General features: G+C 61.9%; 16 protein-coding genes. 5 read left to right on the plus strand and 11 right to left on the minus strand.

What is annotated here, in order from left to right:
- Positions 1 to 2: 2 nt before the first annotated feature.
- Entirely contained in the window at positions 3 to 578 is a 576-nt protein-coding gene (locus QVG21_RS00425) for a hypothetical protein (protein WP_287921006.1), read from the minus strand.
- 73 nt (positions 579 to 651) lie between these two features.
- Here QVG21_RS00425 and QVG21_RS00430 point away from each other — a divergent pair, with 73 nt between their 5' ends.
- The gene (locus QVG21_RS00430) at positions 652 to 1,035 is read left to right on the plus strand and encodes an MmcQ/YjbR family DNA-binding protein (protein WP_251214711.1); all 384 of its coding nucleotides are present in this window, start codon (positions 652 to 654) and stop codon (positions 1,033 to 1,035) included.
- A 54-nt stretch (positions 1,036 to 1,089) separates the two neighbouring features.
- Here the strand turns inward: QVG21_RS00430 and pnuC are convergent, their stop codons facing one another.
- The 10 genes from pnuC to ychF all read right to left on the minus strand — a co-directional run bounded on the left by pnuC (position 1,090) and on the right by ychF (position 14,164).
- Positions 1,090 to 1,662: a nicotinamide riboside transporter PnuC gene (gene pnuC / locus QVG21_RS00435; protein WP_287921423.1), complete on the minus strand. Its 573-nt coding sequence runs from the start codon at positions 1,660 to 1,662 to the stop codon at positions 1,090 to 1,092.
- A 3-nt stretch (positions 1,663 to 1,665) separates the two neighbouring features.
- Positions 1,666 to 3,951, minus strand: a complete 2,286-nt coding sequence (locus QVG21_RS00440) for a TonB-dependent receptor (protein ID WP_287921011.1) — start codon at positions 3,949 to 3,951, stop codon at positions 1,666 to 1,668.
- Between the two features lie 321 nt (positions 3,952 to 4,272).
- Positions 4,273 to 5,688 (minus strand): D-xylose transporter XylE, encoded by a 1,416-nt coding sequence (gene xylE / locus QVG21_RS00445; RefSeq protein ID WP_287921013.1) that lies wholly within the window; start codon positions 5,686 to 5,688, stop codon positions 4,273 to 4,275.
- Positions 5,689 to 5,758: 70 nt separating this feature from the next.
- Positions 5,759 to 7,069: a xylose isomerase gene (gene xylA / locus QVG21_RS00450; protein ID WP_251214715.1), complete on the minus strand. Its 1,311-nt coding sequence runs from the start codon at positions 7,067 to 7,069 to the stop codon at positions 5,759 to 5,761.
- A 73-nt stretch (positions 7,070 to 7,142) separates the two neighbouring features.
- Positions 7,143 to 8,627 (minus strand): xylulokinase, encoded by a 1,485-nt coding sequence (locus QVG21_RS00455; protein ID WP_287921018.1) that lies wholly within the window; start codon positions 8,625 to 8,627, stop codon positions 7,143 to 7,145.
- Between the two features lie 17 nt (positions 8,628 to 8,644).
- Positions 8,645 to 9,391, minus strand: coding sequence for an NUDIX hydrolase (locus QVG21_RS00460; protein ID WP_251214717.1), 747 nt, complete (start codon positions 9,389 to 9,391; stop codon positions 8,645 to 8,647).
- Positions 9,392 to 9,650: 259 nt separating this feature from the next.
- Positions 9,651 to 10,706, minus strand: coding sequence for an aldose epimerase family protein (locus tag QVG21_RS00465; RefSeq protein ID WP_287921023.1), 1,056 nt, complete (start codon positions 10,704 to 10,706; stop codon positions 9,651 to 9,653).
- Positions 10,706 to 12,241: a glutamate--tRNA ligase gene (gene gltX, locus QVG21_RS00470; protein ID WP_287921025.1), complete on the minus strand. Its 1,536-nt coding sequence runs from the start codon at positions 12,239 to 12,241 to the stop codon at positions 10,706 to 10,708. Before gltX ends, QVG21_RS00465 begins: the two co-directional genes overlap by 1 nt.
- A gap of 78 nt (positions 12,242 to 12,319) precedes the next feature.
- Positions 12,320 to 13,042 carry an SIMPL domain-containing protein gene (locus QVG21_RS00475; RefSeq protein ID WP_251214720.1) on the minus strand — a complete coding sequence of 241 codons (723 nt, stop codon included), beginning with the start codon at positions 13,040 to 13,042 and terminating at the stop codon, positions 12,320 to 12,322.
- Positions 13,043 to 13,063: 21 nt separating this feature from the next.
- Complete coding sequence (gene ychF, locus QVG21_RS00480) at positions 13,064 to 14,164, minus strand: redox-regulated ATPase YchF (protein WP_287921029.1); 1,101 nt, start codon at positions 14,162 to 14,164, stop codon at positions 13,064 to 13,066.
- Between the two features lie 284 nt (positions 14,165 to 14,448).
- On the opposite strand from ychF, the gene QVG21_RS00485 reads away from it, so the two are divergent.
- The 4 genes from QVG21_RS00485 to QVG21_RS00500 are packed head-to-tail and all read left to right on the plus strand — an operon-like array spanning position 14,449 to position 18,913.
- Positions 14,449 to 15,891, plus strand: coding sequence for a DUF8457 domain-containing protein (locus QVG21_RS00485; protein ID WP_287921032.1), 1,443 nt, complete (start codon positions 14,449 to 14,451; stop codon positions 15,889 to 15,891).
- A gap of 4 nt (positions 15,892 to 15,895) precedes the next feature.
- The gene (gene rsmI, locus QVG21_RS00490; RefSeq protein ID WP_251214723.1) at positions 15,896 to 16,597 is read left to right on the plus strand and encodes a 16S rRNA (cytidine(1402)-2'-O)-methyltransferase; all 702 of its coding nucleotides are present in this window, start codon (positions 15,896 to 15,898) and stop codon (positions 16,595 to 16,597) included.
- Positions 16,598 to 16,613: 16 nt separating this feature from the next.
- Positions 16,614 to 17,999, plus strand: a complete 1,386-nt coding sequence (locus QVG21_RS00495) for a TIGR00341 family protein (protein ID WP_287921037.1) — start codon at positions 16,614 to 16,616, stop codon at positions 17,997 to 17,999.
- Between the two features lie 8 nt (positions 18,000 to 18,007).
- Positions 18,008 to 18,913 carry a lysophospholipid acyltransferase family protein gene (locus QVG21_RS00500; RefSeq protein ID WP_251214725.1) on the plus strand — a complete coding sequence of 302 codons (906 nt, stop codon included), beginning with the start codon at positions 18,008 to 18,010 and terminating at the stop codon, positions 18,911 to 18,913.

The raw sequence follows: 18,913 nt of genomic DNA on the forward strand, positions 1-18,913 counted from the left end.
GTTCAGTCGACGGTCTCTATTACGTCCACTTCCGTTACCGTCCAGTTGAACAGGTCGTTGGCGCACTGGCTTTCGATGCGGCGGATATGCGAGGTATCGGTCGTGTCGGCCAGCACGGCGTTGAAGAACTGCGTCATCGTCTGGTAGGTGCTGTTGACCTTGTAGGCGAAGCAGTTGTAGAACTGGCGCTGCTGTTCGTGGTCGAGCCCCGCAGGCAGTACGCCCTGCGCTACCAGGTAGGGGTAGGGATAGATATGGCGCATGTTGCGTGCGTCGGCGTTCAGTTCGTCGACGATGGCCGTCACGACCACCATGTCCACCGTGTCGTTGACGCCGGGCATCTGTACGAAGGTCGTGTATACGGGATAGTCGGCTTCCAGGTCGGTGGCCACACCGTCCGTGAAGACCACGTATTCGTCGTCCGTCAGGTCGTTCAGATAGGCCATCTGGCGGTAGTCGCGCAGGGCTTCGCGCATGGCCTTGCGTTCTTCGTGGTTCCATTGGCGGCGTTGCGAGCAGCCCATGAATCCCGCAGCCGCTACGGCCAGCAGGGATGCGCTGAGGAGAATTTTTTTCATTGTTGCCTCGGTTTTTGGTTTTACTTTCCTGCCGTCAGCAATCCGTGTGCCAAAAAATGCTTATTTTTGCCGTATGGACGTTCTGACTTTCCGCGACTACTGCCTGTCGCTGCCCCTGACGGAGGAGAGCACTCCGTTCGACGAAACCACGCTGGTCTACAAGATCGGCGGCAAGATGTACGCCTGCGCCGACATGGTCGATTTCCGGGTCGTCGCCGTGAAGTGCGAGCCCGACGAGGCGCTGCGCCTGCGCGAGTTGTACGCCGAGGTCGGCCCGGCGCGTCATTTCAACAAGCAGCATTGGAACGGCCTGCGCACCGACGGCGACTTGCCCGATGCGTTCCTGCGCGAGCAGATACGCAATTCCTACCGGCTGGTCCTGCGGCAGAATGTCACGCCCAAGGCCCTGCGCGACGAGATTTCGGCTTACGTCGAGCAGCACGGACTGCCCGAATAACGATTTTCGCTCTACAAAACAGCGGCCCGTCCTCCGGAGGACGGGCCGCTTCGTTCATTGGGCTGCCGCCTGCCGCCGCCAGCGCACGTAGCCCGCTACGGCCAGCACCGAATAGAGGGCGTAAAGCCCGGCCGTGACGGGGATGCCCTTGTACAGATAGAGCCCGACGGTCACCGCATCGACCGCAAGCCATACGAGCCATTGTTCGGCCCATTTGCGCGACAGCATCCAGTAGGCTACGATGCAGAGCGCCGTGGTGAGGCTGTCCCAGAACGGCACCGTGCTGTTGGTGAAGCGTACCAGCAGCCAGTAGATCGCCGCATGCAGCCCCGCATAGGCGACTGCCAGCAGGGGCAGTTTCCGCAGCGGCGTGCGGCTGATGGCCAAGGCCGCCGATTTCTTGCGCGGTGCGTTGCGCCACACGGCCCAGCCGTAGAGCCCGGCCAGCACGTAGTATGCCTGCATCGAGCAGTCGGCGTAAAGCCCGGCCTTGTAGTAGAGCACGCCGTGCACCACGGGCATCACGAGCCCCACGATCCACAGCCGGATGTCGGCGCGGTATTCCAGCCACAGGTAGAGCAGCCCGAGCGCCGTCCCGGCGATTTGCAGCAGCAGTTTCCAGTCCATCACTTAGAATCTGACGGTTACGTTGGCCAGTACGTGCAGCGGCGCCTGCGGGAAGTAGTAGGTTGCGTCGACCCGCCGGCCGTCCTCCATGTAGGAATAGCCGTAGCCGTTGCTTTCGTATTGCTGGTCGAAGAGGTTGTAGAGCATCACGCCGAAACGCACGCTCCGCATCTTGCCTGCGCGCAGGGTGTAGCCCAGATTCAGATTCGTGACGCAGTAGGCGTCCATCGAATGCACGTCGACTTGTTCGTTGGTGAAATATTGTTTGCTCACGTAGTTCGTGCGGAGCACGGCCTCGAATCCGCGCACATGGAAGTCCAGGAACGCCCCCGCAATCCAGTCGGGCGAGTAGGCCAGTCTCTTGGTCCCGAGGTCCTGCCCGTAGGTCGGGCTGCCGGCCATCCGGTCGATGTAGTGGCGGAGTTCGTTGCGGCTCCATGTGGCGTTGCCGCCCAGCGTCAGCCAGCGGGTCGCCTGCCAGGCGGCCGAGAGTTCCGCACCGTAGCGGTAGCTCTCCGGGATGTTGATGTTCAGCGCATCGCCGCCGTCGTTGACCATGCCCGTGGGTACCAGTTGGTCCTTGTAGTCCATATAGTAGAGGTTCGCCCCCACGGTCAGGCGCGGCGCACGGTAGGTGTAGCCCAGTTCGTAGTCGCAGAGCAGTTCCGACGAGGGATAGCCGCCGTCGTCCGAGAACATGTAGCGGTCGGTGAAGTCGTTGCGCGTCGGTTCTTTCTGCGCCACGGCGAACGACGCGTAGAGCGTGTGGCGTCCGGCGAAACGGTAGCTCAGCCCCACGTGCGGGTTGACGAAGTGGTATTGCTTGTCGACGTCGATGGGCTGCATTTCAGAGGTGTTCCAGTCGTAGTTGTCGTTGGTGCCCCAAGCCTTGTAGCTCACATAGCGGTATTGCAGGTCGGCAAAAAGGTCCAGCCCCTCGGTCACCGTCCAGTTCGCACGGACAAAAAGATTGGCGTCGTGCTTGTCGACGTCGTTGTCGTACCAGCGGCCGACGATTTCGGAGGGCTGCATGCCGTCGACCCAGTCGAGCGTGCCCCAGTGGGGACAGCTATAATAGCTGTACGAGCCGCCGAACGTCAGGGCCAGCCGCTGCGACGCGTAGTTGGCCGCCGCCTGCACGCCGCCCAGGTGGTTGCGCATGATTTTCCGGCGGATCAGGTCGGCCTGGTCCGGGCCTTCGAGGTTGTTGTAGCCTACGATCCAGGCGTCGTCCTTGTATTGTTTGTAGAAGCCGTAGCCGTAGGTGTAGAAGCCCGTGGCGTTCATCGTCCACCTGTCGTTGAAGCGATGGCTGAACAGCAGCTGGTTGTTGATTTGCAGGTAGTTGTCGGTCTGGTCGGCATAGTAGTCCACATGCGTTCCGTCGGCCAGCACGAACGGCCCGTCGGAGGTGAGGTACTGGCCGCTGGTGTGGTAGCGGCGGCCGTAGAGGGCCATTTCTTCCTTGGTCGCGCCGTTGTAGGTCAGATAGGTTTTGGCCTTGCCGCCGAACGACACGAGCTTCAGCATCGTGTTGCCGCTGTAATATCCGGCCTGGAACATGTAGGACTTCAGGTCCGTCGAGCCGCGGTCGATGTAGCCGTCCGAGCCGATGTGGGTGAGCCGCGCGTCGAGCGCCCAATGGCCGCCCAGCAGACCCGAGGAGAGCTGTACCGCCTGTTTGTTGGTGTTGTAGGAGCCGTAGGAGAGCGCCGCCGTGCCGCCGAAGTCGGTCGAAAGCGCTTCGGTGGTCATGTTGACGGCGCCGCCGAACGCTCCGGTGCCGTTGGTCGAAATGCCCGCGCCGCGCTGAATCTGCATGTCGCCCACGGACGAAACGAGGTCGGGCGTGTCGTACCAGTACATCGAATGCGAGTCGGGGTTGTTCAGCGACACGCCGTTGATGGTGACGCTGAGCCGCTGGGCGTCCGTGCCGCGCAGGCGCACCGACGTGCCGCCGATGCCGATGCCCGTTTCGTTGGTGGCGATCACCGAGGGCGAGAGGGCCAGCAGCGACGGGATGTCGAAGCCGAAATTGTTGCGGGCGATTTCGTCCTGCGTCAGCTGCGAATAGGCCACGGGGGTCGATTCGGTGGCCCGCGTGGCCGTCACTTCGATTTCCTGCAAGCGGTACATGCGCAGCGAATCTTCCGGCCGTGCCGTGTCGGTGGACCGTTCTTCGCGGATTTCGCCGCCCGGCAGCTGTCCGGAGCGGTTCGATGCGCCGTTCATGGCGTTTGCTGTGCCGCACAACGCAAGCACGGCGATGGGTAGTAGATACCTTTTCATGTTGAACCTTTTTAGAAAGTTAACGAACAGAAAAGGGGTATGCGGTGTTGATTACGCTTTGTCCCGGTCTCGGCATTACCCGTATCCGGTTCTATGGGTATAATCTCAGCCTGATAGTAAGGCACCCCTTTGGATTGTCGGGTGCAAAGGTAGAATTAAAAATCAAGAATTAAAAATCAAGAAAGATGTTTTCTTCCGAGCCGCCGCCTCGGTAATTCCGTTGCTAAAACGTTTTAGCAGTCAGTGAACGTTCGCTGCCGAAAAAAAACATTCCGGAGCCGCTGCCCCGGAATGTTTGTCAGTTGCAAGTATGCGGAGGAATCATTTCTTCCACAGCCGCGACATCTCTTCGAGCGTCTTACCCTTGGTTTCGGGCACCCAGCGCCATACGAACAGCGCCGAGAGCAGCGACATCAGGGCATAGATGCAGTAGGTGCCGCCCACGCTCCACGCGCTCAGCGTCGGGAAAGTCGCCGAAACGAGGAAGTTGGAGATCCATTGTGCCGCCACGGCGATGGCCACGGCCTGCGAGCGGATGGTGTTGGGGAAGATTTCGGCAATCAGCACCCAGCAGATCGGGCCCCACGACATCATGAACGACGCCGTGTAGATGATGATGAAGACCAGCGCCGCCGTGCCTATCGAGTCGGTGAACGAGAGCGCCGCCAGCGCGGCCATGCCTATCATCATGCCCGCCGAGCCGATGATAAGCAGCGGTTTGCGGCCCATCTTGTCGACCGTGAAGATGGCCACGACCGTGAAAATGATGTTCACGACGCCCATCACGACCGTCTGAATCATCGACGTGTCGCCCGACGCACCCATGTTCTCGAAGATGCGCGGTGCATAGTAGAGCACGACGTTGATGCCCACGGCCTGCTGGAAGAACGACAGCAGAATGCCGATTACGACCACCGCAACGCCATAGGCGAAGATGTGGTCGCGTTTTTCGTGGACCGTCGCCTTGATTTCGTCCAGAATCGAGCGGGCTTCGGCCGCGCCGTTGATATGGGCCAGAATCGAGTAGGCTTTTTCGTCACGGCCGCGGAGCGCCAGAAAGCGCGGGGTCTCGGGGATGAAAAGCACCAGCAGGCCGAACAGCCCGGCCGGGAACGCTTCGCTCACGAACATGCGGCGCCAGCCGATGGCGTCCATCGCCGTCTGGATGGCTTCGGCCGTCTCGCCCAGCGAGTTGCGGATGAGGTAGTTGACGAAGTAGACCACCAGCATGCCGAAGATGATGGCGAACTGGTTGCACGAAACGAGCGTGCCGCGGATTCGGGCGGGCGATATTTCGGCGATGTACATCGGGCAGACGGCCGAGGCCAGTCCGACGCCCACGCCGCCCAGGATGCGGTAGAAGTTGAAGACCACCAGCAGCGTTTTCGACGCTTCGCCGTAGGGCAGTATCCCGCTTTCGGGCCACCACGAGCCGAGAGCCGAAATGAAGAACAGGATCGCCGCTGTCAGCAGCGAGCGTTTGCGGCCGAAGCGCGAGGCCAGCAAGCCCGAAATCGCGCCGCCGATGACGCAGCCTAAAAGGGCGCTCGACGCCGTCAATCCGTGCCAGCCCGCGGTGTAGAGCTCGCCCAGACCGCTGAGGAAGAAGTTTTCGAGGGCTTTCTCGGCGCCCGACACCACGGCGGTGTCGTAGCCGAAGAGCAGGCCGCCGATGATCGCCACCAGTACGATGGAGAGCAGGTACGTGCGGCTGCCGTGTTCTGTGTTTGAAGTCATTGGTTTCGAGGTTGGTGTATGAAAATGTCGGCCGACGGCGGTGAGCCGTCGGCCGACACGGGATTCCGGTTTAGATGTACATGTTCAGGATGGCTTCGTAGAGTTCCTGCTTGCCGCTGTGCTGGGCGGGTTCGTGGGTGCGTGCGTATTCGGCCGCCTGTTCGAGCGTCAGTTTGCCCTCCTCGAACGCCTTGCCCTCGCCCTTGTCGTAGGAGGCGTAGCGCTCGGCGAGCATCTTTTCGTAGGGCGAGTTTTCCAGCAGGTCGGCTGCGATGAGCAGCGCCCGGGCCATCACGTCCATCGCGGCGATGTGGGCGATGAAGAGGTCTTCGGGGTCGGTCGAGTTGCGGCGCGTCTTGGCGTCGAAGTTCGTGCCGCCGCCTTGCAGACCGCCGCCGCGCACGATGACCATCATGGCCTGCACCATTTCGTAGAGGTCGATGGGGAACTGGTCGGTGTCCCAGCCGTTCTGGTAGTCGCCGCGGTTGGCGTCGATGGAGCCCAGCATGCCCGCGTCGACGGCGCATTGCAGTTCGTGCTCGAAGGTGTGACCGGCCAGCGTGGCGTGGTTCACCTCGATGTTGACCTTGAAATCTTTGTCCAGGCCGTGGGCGCGCAGGAAGCCGATGACCGTCTCGGTGTCGACGTCGTACTGGTGCTTCATGGGCTCCATGGGCTTGGGTTCGATCAGGAAGTTGCCCTTGAAACCTTTCGAGCGGGCATAGTCGCGGGCCATCGTCAGCATCCGGGCCATGTGTTCCTTTTCGCGCTTCATGTCGGTGTTGAGCAGCGACATGTAGCCCTCGCGGCCGCCCCAGAAGACGTAGTTCTCGCCGCCCAGCTCGATGGTCGCGTCGATGGCGTTCTTGATTTGCAGCATCGCGCGGGCCGCCGTGTCGAAGTCGGGGTTGGTCGAAGCACCGTTCATGTAGCGGGCGTTCGAGAAGACGTTGGCCGTGCCCCACAGCAGTTTGATGCCCGTCTCGGCCTGCTTTTGCTTGGCGTAGGCTACGATTTCGCGCAGGTTGGCCTCGTACTTCGCGGGGTCGGGGTCTTCGTCCACCAGGTCCACGTCATGGAAGCAGTAGTATTCGATGCCCATCTTTTGCATGAACTCGAATCCGGCGTCCATCTTGGCCTTGGCGCGTTCGATGGGGCAGGCCGCTTCGTTCCACGCGAACTGCTTCGTGCCGCCGCCGAACTGGTCGGCGCCTTCGGCGCAGAGGGTGTGCCACCACGCCATCGAGAAGCGCAGCCAGTCCTTCATCTTGCGCCCCTTGACCACGCGTTCGGGTTCATAGTAGCGGAATGCCATCGGGTTCTTCGAGGACGTGCCCTCGAAAGCGATTTTGCCCACGGTGGGGAAATACTGTTTTGCCATAGTCGTAAAAGTTTTTGTGTTGTTTTATTGCGTATTTGTCCTTGATTGTGAATTCTTAATTATGAATTGTGAATTATGAAAGTCGCATTTCGAGCGCTTGTTTCCAGCGTTCGTAGCTTGCTTCCAGCGCTTCGCGGTCGGCAGCTTCGGGTTCGATGACTTCCAGTCGCTTGAGCGACGCGAAGGCTTCTTCGCGCGACTTGTAGAGCCCGGCGCCCAGGGCTGCTCCGCGGGCCGCGCCCAAGGCTCCGTCGGTGTCGAACAGTTCGATGCGCGCCCCCGTCAGCGTCGCCAGCGTCCGGCGGAAGAGCGGCGAGAGGAACAGGTTGGCCCGTCCGGCGCGGATGACATCGGGCCGCAGGCCCAGCGAACGCATGATGTCGATGCCGTAGCGGAACGAGCAGGCGATTCCCTCCTGGGCCGCACGCAGCAGGTGGGCCGTCGTGTGGCGGTTGAGGTCGATGCCTTCGATGGCCGTGCCCGTGCAGCGGTTTTCCAGCATCCGTTCCGCGCCGTTGCCGAACGGCAGCATCAGCAGTCCGTCGCAGCCCGCCGGGGCTTGTTCGGCCAGCGAGTTCATTTCTGCGTAGCTTATCTTTTCCTGGGCGATGTGGCGGCGTACCCACGAGTTGAGGATACCCGTGCCGTTGATGCACAGCAAGATGCCGTAGCGGGGATTGGCCGCCGTGTGGTTCACGTGCACGAAGGTGTTCACGCGCGATTTCGGGTCGGCTTTCGGGGTGTCGACCACGCCGTAGACCACGCCGCTCGTGCCGCCCGTCGCTGCGATTTCGCCGGCTTCCATGACGTTGAGCGAAAACGCGTTGTTGGGTTGGTCGCCCGCGCGGTAGCTTATCGGCGTTCCGGCCGGAATGCCCAGCGCTGCTTCCGCCGCCTTGTCGGTGCGGGCGCCGATGCCTATCGAGAGACCCGCGTCGGGAATCATCGTGCGGGGGATGCCGTAGTAGTCGGCCACGAAGTCGGCGCGGCGCTCCTCCTTGAAGTCCCAGAGTATCTGTTCCGAAAGTCCGCTTTCGGTGGTGCCGATTTCGCCCGAAAGACGATAGGCGATGTAGTCGCCCGGGAGCATGAAGCGGTCGATGCGGCCGAAAAGCTCCGGTTCGTTGCGCTTGACCCACGCCAGTTTCGATGCCGTGAAGTTGCCCGGCGAGTTGAGCGCATGCGAAAGGCAGTAGTCGCGGCCGATCCCCTCCAGCGCTTCGGCGCCGATTTCCACGGCCCGCGAATCGCACCAGATGATGGCCTTGCGCAGCGGCCGGCCCGCCTTGTCGAGACACACGAGCCCGTGCATCTGGTAGGTGATGCCGATGGCGCGGACGTCGCTCATAGGGTATTGGGCGGCTATCTGGCGGATTCCTTCCGTGGCGTAGCGCCACCACATTTCGGGGTCCTGCTCGGCCCAGCCCGACCGCAGCGCGTCGATGGGCATCTCCTGCGAGGGATTGGTCGACGAGGCGACGCAGCGCCCGGTTTCGACGTCCAAAAGCGAGACCTTGACCGACGAGGAACCGATGTCTATGCCTAAAGTAGTTTTCATGGATATATGGGTGTTTTTCAGTATCGCCAGTTGTTCAGAAAGCCCAGCCGCATCTTCTCCTTCTGGGCCTTGCGGTAGGCCGCCTTGTCGAACGTGTAGTAGCGTGCGGGCTTGTGGGCCACGCCCTGCTCGCGTTCGTCGGTCAGCGTCAGGAAGCCCGACGCCAGCATCTTCTTGCGGAAGTTGCGGTTGTCGATTTCGATGCCCAGCACGGCCGAATAGAGGTTCTGCAACTCGCGGATGGTGAACTTGCGGGGCAGGAGCTCGAACGCCACGGGCGACTGCTGCATGTCGCGGCACAGGTACCAGAGCGCCGACGAAAGAATCTGCTTGTGGTCCATGGCCAGCCGCTGGATGGATTCGACTTCGACCCATTGGGCCCGCTTCTCGGTCGTGTAGGCGACCACCCGGCGGTCGAGCTTGACCAGCGCATAGTAGCCCACCGTCACCACGCGTTCGGTGTTGATGCCGTGGCTGCGGTTGATCCACTCCAGTTCCTTGCCCGTCACGCGGGCGGGATCGGAGAAGATTTCCATCTGCTTGAGGTAGATTTCCCGCAGTCCCGTCGCTTCGGCCAGCACCCGGCTGGCGGCCGCGGGGAGCGTCTCGTTTTCCAGAATCATGGCGCCCGGCAGCTTGAGCCGGTCCAGATGGGTCCCGGGGTCGTAGTCGCGGCGCTCCACAAGCAGGACTTTGAGCAGCCGGCCGTCGAAGCCGAATACGGCGCAGTCGACCGAAAGCGATTGGTTCATCTGAACGGACATGGCGGGGCGGTTAGGGTGGTGTGGTTGCGATTGTAAAATTAGGTATTATTCCGCGCAATGGCAATTGTTAGTGTCGGTTTTACGCTAAGTCTCCGCCGCTTCGCCTTTGCACCTCTTTGCGGGCTCGCTTTTCATAGGGTCTGTTTTACGCTAACTATGCTCCGGGATGAAAAACGAACGGCGTGTTAAAACGTTTTAGCAGAAGAGCCGGACGGGTAGCGGCGCAACAAAAAAGAGAACCCAGGGGCTCTCTTTTCGCTTAGTACGTTCCGAAGCGGAACACGATTTTCTGACAATACAATTCGTCGGGCCCGAGCAGCGGCGACGGGAATTCGGGCCGGTTCACCGCGTCGGGGAAGTTCTGACACTCGATGGCCACCCCGGCGTAGTCGTCGTAGCGGCCGCCCGACTTGCTTTCGGGAGTGCTGCCCGCCAGCCAGTTGCCCGTGTAGAGCATGACGCTGGGCTGCGACGAGAGGATTTCGACCTGCCGCCCCGTTTGGGGGTCGCGCAGGCAGCCCACCTCGCCCAATATGTTGGGGTGCCAGCCGTCGATGGCGAACGGGTGGTCGTAGCCGTGGAAGTCGCGGATATGGTTGAAATCGGCGTCGATGCCGTCGCGCAGCGGGCGGAAGTGGCGGAAATCCTGCGGAGTGTCTGCGACGGCCAGGAGCTGTCCCGTGGGCAGCTGGCGCGCAGTCATTTCCGGCACGCGGCTGCTGTTGAGCCGCAGTTCGTGGTCGAGCACGGAGCCGCTCGCTTCGCCCGCGAGGTTGAAATAGATGTGGCTCGTGAGGTTCACCGGGGTCGTCCGGCTGGTGCGGGCCAGGTAGGTGATTTCCAGCGCATGGTCGTCGTCGAAGTCGAAGATGGCTTCGACGTTCAGCTCGCCCGGATAGCCCTGGTCGCCCTCCTCCGAAAGCAGGTTCATCACCACGCGGTTGGTCTCCACGCGGCTCTCCCATACGCGGTCGGCGAAGCCTTTCTTGCCGCCGTGCAGGTGGTTGCCGCGGTCGTTGCGTTCGAGCGTATGGCTCTCGCCGTCGACGGTCATGCGGCCGTCGGCTATGCGGTTGGCCACGCGTCCCACCGTCTTGCCGCAGAACGGGCTGTCCGCGAAGTAACCTTCGGGGTGCTTGTAGCCCAGCACCACGTCGGCCATCCGGCCCTCGCGGTCGGGCACGCTCACCGCCACCACGGTAGCCCCGTAGTTCGTGAGCTTCACCTCGGCGCCGCGGGCGCTGCGCATGGTGTAGAGAACGATGGCTTCGCCCTCGGGCGTCATGCCCCACAGGTGCTGTTCGATGTCGGTCATCAGTCGGCAGGATGCAGGGTCGTCAGAATGCGGTCGATGCGCCGCAGGCACTCCTCCTTGCCGATGAACGACGTCACGTCGTACATGCCGGGGCCCTTGCCTGCGCCCACGAGCGCCAGCCGCAGGGTGTTCATGACCTGCCCCATGCCGTAGCCCTTTTCTTCGATCCACGCATGGACGATGCGTTCGGTGTTTTCCAGCGAGAAGTCGCCGATGGCGGCCAGCACCTCGCGCAGTTCGCGCAGGATGGCCGGGTTGTCGCCTTTCCAGTATTTGCGGGTCTGCTTTTCTTCGTATTCCGTCGGCGCCACGAAGAAGAACGACGTGAGGTCCCACAGGTCGGTGATGAACGTGGCGCGCTCCTTCATGATTCCTGCGGCGCGTCCGGCCAGCCCGTCGGAGACCTCGATGCCGTGTTCGCGCAGAATCGGCTGGTAGAGCGCGGCCAGCTCGGCGTCGCTCTTGCGGTGCATGTACTGCGCATTGAACCACTTGGCTTTGTCGGGCTGGAAACGGGCGCCCGACTTGGAGACGCGTTCGAGCGAGAAGTTCGCAATAAGCTCGTCCATCGTGAACAGCTCCTGCTCGGTACCCGGGTTCCAGCCCAGCAGGGCCAGCATGTTGATGAACGCTTCGGGGAAATAACCGTCCTCGCGGTAGCCGCGGGCCGTTTCGCCCGTCGCGGGCGACTTCCAGAAGAGCGGGAAGACTGGGAACCCCATCTTGTCGCCGTCGCGCTTCGAGAGCTTGCCGCCGCCCGTGGGCTTCAACAGCAGCGGCAGGTGGGCGAATGCGGGCTGCGTGTCGCTCCAGCCGAACGCCTTATATAAAAGGTAGTGGAGCGGCAGCGAGGGCAGCCATTCTTCGCCGCGGATGACGTGCGAAACCTCCATCAGATGGTCGTCGACGATGTTGGCCAAGTGGTAGGTCGGCAGCGCGTCGGCCGATTTGTAGAGCACCTTGTCGTCGAGCGTCGAGGTGTTGACCTCGACATGGCCGCGGATCAGGTCGTCCATCCGGACGATTTCGTTCTCGGGCATCTTGAAGCGGATGACCCACTGGTCGCCGCGGTCGATGCGGGCCCGGACTTCGTCGGCGGGAAGCGCCAGTGAAGTGGCGAGCTTTTCGCGCACGGCGTAGTTGTAGGCGAACGCTTCGCCGCGGGCTTCGGCCTCGTGGCGCAGGGCGTCGAGCTCCTCGGCCGAATCGAACGCGTAGTAAGCCCAGCCTGCTTCGACGAGCTGCAAGGCGTATTTCAGATAGATTTCGCGCCGCTCGCTCTGGCGGTAGGGGGCGTGGGGTCCGCCGACACCGACGCCCTCGTCGATTTCGATGCCGCACCACTTGAGCGCGTCCATGATATACTGCTCGGCTCCCGGCACGAAGCGCTGCGAATCGGTGTCTTCGATGCGCAGAATCATCGTACCCTTGTGCTGGCGGGCGAAAAGATAGTTGTAGAGCGCCGTGCGGACGCCGCCGATGTGCAGCGGGCCCGTGGGGCTGGGGGCAAAACGAACTCTTACGGGTTTCTCCATTTCAAAAGAGGTGAAAGGTGGAAAGTGAAAGGTGAAAGGTGAAAGTGGGGGCTGCTAAAACGTTTTAGCTGCCGGTTTTCACTTGATTCTGTATTCGATCCGCATGGTGATGCGGGCTTTCTTGTTGCGCGACGAGGTGTTGAACGAACCTCCGGCCGAGAACTCCTCGTTGGAATTGGCGCCCGTAATCTGGAACACGCCCATGCGGGCCGAGGCCACGCGGCCGATTCTGGCTCCGGCGTTGTCGGCGATCTTCTCAGCGCGCGTGCGTGCGTCGGCCGAAGCGGTTTCGATGAGGCCCATCTTCACGTCGTCGAGTTTGGTGTAGTAGTAGTCGGGTGCGTAGGCTTCGATGGAGACCCCCTGGGCAATCAGCGACGAAATCTCGCGCGAAATGGTCTCGACCTTTTCCACCTCTTTGGATTCGACGGTGAAGCGCTGACGCAGCGCATAGCCCGAGAAACGCTGCCCGGCCCAGTTGCCGTTGGCGTTGTAGACGGGCGAGAACTGCTTGTCGACATTGACGAACTCGAAGACCACGGCTTCGGCGGGCAGGCCTTTCGCGGTGAGGTACTGCTGAACCTTGGCCTTGCTGGCTTCGATTTCGGCGTAGCCCGCGGCGGCGTTCTGCGCTTCGGCGGTCAGCGTGCCCGACCACACGATCAGGTCGGACGAGAATTCGGTTTCGCCCAGCCCCGTCACGACGATGGTGTCCTGCGAACGGAACTTGTAGGTGTAGGCGCGGCCCAGCACAAAGGCGCAGGCGAGGGCTGCAACGGCAATGACGATGTACTTTTTCATGACGTTATGTGTTTTTGGTTCTTATACGTTGAACAGGAAGTGCATGATGTCGCCGTCCTGCACGATGTATTCCTTGCCCTCGATGCCGATTTTGCCCGCGTCGCGGCAGGCTTTTTCCGAACCCAGCGACACGTAGTCGGCGTACTTGATGACCTCGGCGCGGATGAACCCTTTCTCGAAATCGGTGTGGATGACGCCCGCCGTCTGGGGAGCCTTCATCCCGCGCGAGTAGGTCCATGCCCGGGTCTCGTCGGCACCGGTGGTGAAGAACGTTTCGAGGCTGAGCAATTTGTAGGCCGATTTTATCAGACGCGCCACGCCCGATTCCTTGAGCCCGAGGTCTTCGAGGAAGAGCTGCCGCTCCTCGTAGCTCTCCAGCTCGGCGATGTCGGCTTCGGTCGCCGCCGCGATAATCAGCATTTCGGCCTTTTCGTCGGCGATGGCCGCACGCACCGCTTCGGTGTGGGCGTTGCCCGTGGCAGCGCTCTTTTCGTCGACGTTGCAGACATAGAGCACCGGCTTGTCGGTCAGCAGGTTGAGGTCGGCCACCAGCTTGCGGTCCTCCTTGTCGAGCTCGACCGTGCGGGCCGAAAGGCCCTGTTCCAGCACCGACTTGTATTGCAGCAGGAGTTCGACCTGCCGCTTGGCGTTCTTGTCGCCGCCCGAGGTGGCCTGCTTCTGCGTCTTGGCGAGCCGGGCTTCGATCGTTTCGAGGTCCTTGAGCTGGAGCTCCGTGTCGATGATTCCCTTGTCGCGCACCGGGTCTATCGAACCGTCGACATGGGTGATGTTGCCGTTGTCGAAGCAGCGCAGCACGTGGATGATGGCGTGCGTGTTGCGGATGTTGCCCAGGAACTTGTTGCCCAGGCCTTCGCCTTTCGAGGCGCCTTTGACCAGCCCGGCGATGTCGACGATTTCGATGGTCGTCGGGACCACCCGCTTGGGATTGTCGATTTCGGCCAGCCGGACAAGCCGCTCGTCGGGCACCGTGATGACGCCCACGTTGGGCTCGATGGTGCAGAACGGGAAGTTGGCCGCCTGCGCCTTGGCGTTGGACAGGCAGTTGAAAAGGGTCGATTTACCTACGTTGGGCAGTCCTACGATGCCGCATTGAAGTGCCATGCGATTGTTGTTTGCGTTTTGAAGTGCAAAGATACGAATTTCAGGTAAAAGTTGAAAGGTGAAAAGTGAAAGGTGTTTTGAAAATATCTTCGGCAGAGCCGTAATGCGAATTTTTCCGGCGTGCGGTCGTCTTTGCGGACAAAATTCGGGGCGTGCGGCCGCCCGGGCCGAAATAATCGGTTCATTCCTTGATTCAAAACGCATTATTGCCTATCTTTGCACGGGGTTTGTCTTCGCCGCAAAGGCGGCGCGGCGGCCCGCCTGCGAAGCAAAACAGAAGTACGATGAATCTGAAAGAGATAAGGAACGAACTGCGGAAACTTTCGGCCTTGGCCGAGGGGTGGTCTTCGTTGCAGGAGATCGCTCCCGTGGAGCGGGACATGGCGCTCGAAAAGCTGCGCGACCTCTACGAGGCGCTGCGTTTCAGTCTGGTACCCCGTTCGGTCGTCGGCAGGGTGCTGCCCCAGCGGGCGGCTTCCGAGGCGCCGCACCGCGCATCGCGGGTCGTGGCTCCGGGCGTGAGGGTCGCTCCTTACGACGAGGAGGATTCCGAGTTCGAGATGGTCGATCTGAGCGAGGTCCTTTCGCTCGGAGAGGAGGAGCCCGAAGTTTCTGCCCGGGAGGAAGCGGTGTATGCTGCGGAAAGTGCGGCACGTCGCGTCCCTGCGCCCGAAGAAGAACCCGAAGACGCATACGAGGAGGGGCCCGAAATCATCGAGTTCGAGCCCGAACCCGAGCATTCCCGGCCTGCCCGCCGCCCCGTTCGGCGGCCCGTTCGCCAGCCGGAACCCGAACCGTTTTCCGAGGAGTTCCCCGCAGAAGCGGAGCCTGCTCCGGAACCTTTCGAGGAGCCTTTTGTGGAACCGGAGGAGCCGATACGGCGGCATGCCGCCGCGGCCGAAGAACCGATTCCGCATCCGCACGCCGGGCATCCGCATACCGGGCAATCGCATGCCGGACAGCCGCCTGTTGCAGAGCCTGCCGCCCGGCCGACAGCCGCCGGGCAGCCGCAATACTCCCAGCCCTCGCAGCCCGAACCCGTTGCGGCCCAGCCTGCACAACCTTCCGAGCCCGAATCCGAACCTGCGCCTACGCTGTTCGGGGACGAAGACGAGGCCACCCTGCGCCATCGCCACAAGCAGCGTGTCATCCGGGCGCTCTATGATTCGACGCCTGCCGCATCCCCCGCAACTCCGCAGACGGAACCGAAAGCCGCGCCGAAACCGGCTGCTGAGCCGATTGCACCCGTCGAGAAACCGGCGGCTCCCGAACCCGAACCGATTGTTCCTGCCGAAGAACCGGAATCGCTGCAAGCCGGGCCCGAAACCGAAATCGTGCTGCTCGACGCTCTGACCGAAGAGCCGGTCAAGGCGCACCGCGCCGATGCCGAAGCGCCGGAGGAATCCGCGCCGCAGGTTCTGGGCGAGGTCATCAACCACGACATGCAGACCCTGGCCGATACGATTGCGCCGCTCGGAAACGGCTCCGGCCGCTATGCCGCGCCCATTTCGGACCTGCGGCAGGCCATCGGCATCAACGACAAGTTCCTGATGATCCGCGACCTGTTCGGCGGCGACGGGGCTCTTTTCGACAGCACTATCGAAGCGCTCAATGCGCAGGAGACCCTCGACGACTGCATGATTTACATAGCCGAGCATTTCGCGTGGAACTCCGAATCCGACAGCGCGGCGCTCATCATGGAGCTGCTCGAACGCAAATTCGCTTAGCTCCATGGCCAAACTCTATATCGTTCCCACGCCGATAGGCAATCTGGACGACATTACGCTGCGGGCCGTCGGGGTACTGCGCGAGGTGGATTTCGTGCTGGCCGAGGATACGCGGACCACGTCGTTTCTGCTTCGTCACCTCGGCATCGAGAAGAAACTCCATTCGCATCATAAGTTCAACGAACACGCCACCGTGCGGATGGTTGCCGAGAGCATCGCCGCCGGACGCAGTGCCGCTTTGGTCTCCGACGCCGGGACGCCCGGTATCTCCGACCCCGGGTTTCTGCTCGTGCGGACCTGCGTCGAGCAGGGCATCGAGGTCGAGACGCTTCCGGGCGCCACGGCCGCCATTCCGGCCTTGATTCAGAGCGGGTTTCCCTGCGACCGTTTCTGCTTCGAGGGATTCCTGCCTCAGAAAAAGGGGCGGACCAAGCACTTGCAGGCGCTCGCCGACGAGGAGCGGACGATGATATTCTACGAATCGCCCTACCGCGTGGTCAAGTGCCTGGAGCAGCTGGCCGAGGTCTTCGGGCCGGAGCGGAGGGTGTCGGTTTCGCGCGAGCTGACCAAGAAGTTCGAGCAGACCGTGCGCGGCAGCGTGGCCGAGGTGCTGGCCCATTTCCGGGCCAACGAACCCAAGGGCGAGTTCGTCATCGTGCTCGCCGGACGCCCCAAGCCCGGACGCCGGGAGGAGGCGGAGGATTGATCTGACTTTTTGTAAAATGGCATATACGAACAACAACGATACGCACGCCCGGCGGCCTTTCGTCGCCGAGCAGTTCCGGGTCTGGGGCAAGTTCCTGCGCGACCGTTTCAGTCTCGACGAGGACAAGGCCCAGCGCGACGAGGTGGTGGCCGCCATTGCCAAGGGGGTCGAGTTCCGCGGCGTCAATCTGTGGGTGCTGATTTTCGCCACGATGATAGCCTCGCTGGGGCTCAATATCAATTCGGCCGCCGTCATCATCGGCGCCATGCTCGTCTCGCCCATCATGGGTCCCATCATGGGGGCCGGGCTGGCCTTGGGCATCAACGACTTCGAGCTGCTTAAGAAGTCGTTGCGCAACTTGTCGCTGATGTTCATCGTGGCCATCGTCACCTCGACCCTCTATTTCCTTGTTTCGCCCCTGTCGGCCAACAGCAGCGAACTGCTGGCCCGGACCACGCCCTCGATTTACGACGTGCTGATAGCGCTGTTCGGCGGCCTGGCCGGGATGGTCGCCCAGACGCGGCAGGACCGCACTTCGACGGTTATTCCCGGTGTGGCCATTGCCACGGCGCTCATCCCGCCCCTGTGTACCGCAGGATTCGGCATCGCCACCGGGCAGTCGCGGTTTTTCTTCGGCGCGTTCTATCTTTTCTTTATCAATTCGGTCTTCATCGCGATGGCGACCTACCTGGTCGTCCGCTTCCTCAAATACCAGAAGAAGGCTTTCCTCGACCCCGTGCGCGAGCGGAACGTCAAGCGCTCGATGCTCGTCATTTCGCTTGTCACGTTCGTGCCCAGCGTCGTCATCGGCGTGCAGATGGTGCGGGTGTCGGTCTTCGAGGCGATGGCCGACAAGTATGTTGAGCGGGTCTTCGCCTTTCCCCATACGCGGGTCATCGAGGCCAACATGGAGTATGCCCGTCGCGGCGAACCGTCGCGCATCGAGCTGCTGCTGGTGGGCGAGCCGCTCGGCGACGAAGTCATCGACAACGCCCGGGCCCAGCTGCCGGGCTACGGGCTCGACAAAACCGAACTGATTGTCCGGCAGGCTTCTTCGGCCGACAGGGTCGATGTGGCGTCGCTCCAACAAAGCTATTCGGAACTGCTCGACGAGAAGAACCGCCGTATCGAACGGATGAACGCCCTGCTGGACCGCTACAAGGTTACCAACGTCGAAGTGGAGGACATCTCGCGCGAAGCGGGGGCCATGATGCGCAACATAGGCACCATATCGCTCACCAAGGGCATCACGTTCGATGTCGACGGCACCCCGCGCGACACGTCGGTGGTCTGCGTGGTCCGGCCCGCCGACCCGGTCGACACCATCGACCGTCAGACCCTCTCGCGCTGGCTGCGCATCCGCACCAAGGTCGATAACCTCAAACTCTTCGTCGAACCCTGAGCCGCGCCATGGAAACACCGAAGCTGAATCTGTTCCAGCGGCTGTGGCTGGAAATCCTATGGGGCGGAATGCGGCTCTTCGCCATGCTGCCCTATTGGTTCAAGTACTACGTCGTCGAGAACCTGTTTTTCTGCCTGCTCTACTACGTGCTGCGCTACCGCCGCCAGGTCGTGTGGGACAACCTGCGCAATTCGTTCCCGGAGAAGTCCGAGCGCGAACTCTGGATTATCCGTCGCCGGTTCTACCGCACGCTGGCCGAGATATTCGTCGACACGGTCGACCTGGCCCACAAGAGCACGGCGCGGGCCCGCGAAATGCTGGTCATAGCAGACTGCGAGGAGCAGGCACGGCGGGTGCACGGCCACGACTGGATTGCCATGCTGGCTCACTTCGGGTGCTGGGAATATTGTTCGTATTGGGGCCTTTTCGAGCCCTCGCAGATGGTCGTGGCGGTCTATCATCCGCTGCGCAGCCCGGTGATGGAATGTCTCTATCAGCGCCTGCGCAACTCGTCGTATGCCACTACCGTGGCGATGCACGACTGCGTGCGGTTCTACCTGCGCCATCGCGCGACGGGCATCGAGGGCAAGAACATGGTGCTCGGGCTGATTGCCGACCAGAATCCGCCGCGGCGGCCCAACAGCCATTGGTTCCGTTTCCTCAATCAGGATACGATTTTCTTCGACGGCGGCGAAAAGCTGGCCCGGAGGTTCCGGCTTCCGGTCTATTTCGTCCGGATGGACCGGTTGCAGCGGGGCCGTTACCGGATGTCGTTCGAGCTGCTTTACGACGGTGCGGAGGAGGTGGCCGAAAACGAAATCACCGAACGCTATGTCCGGGCTCTGGAGCAGATGATCCGTGAACGGCCCGAACTTTGGATGTGGTCGCACCGCCGCTGGAAGCACAAGCGCTGA

The organism is Alistipes sp. UBA6068 (assembly GCF_949428155.1).
Taxonomy (GTDB): Bacteria; Bacteroidota; Bacteroidia; order Bacteroidales; family Rikenellaceae; genus Alistipes; species Alistipes muris.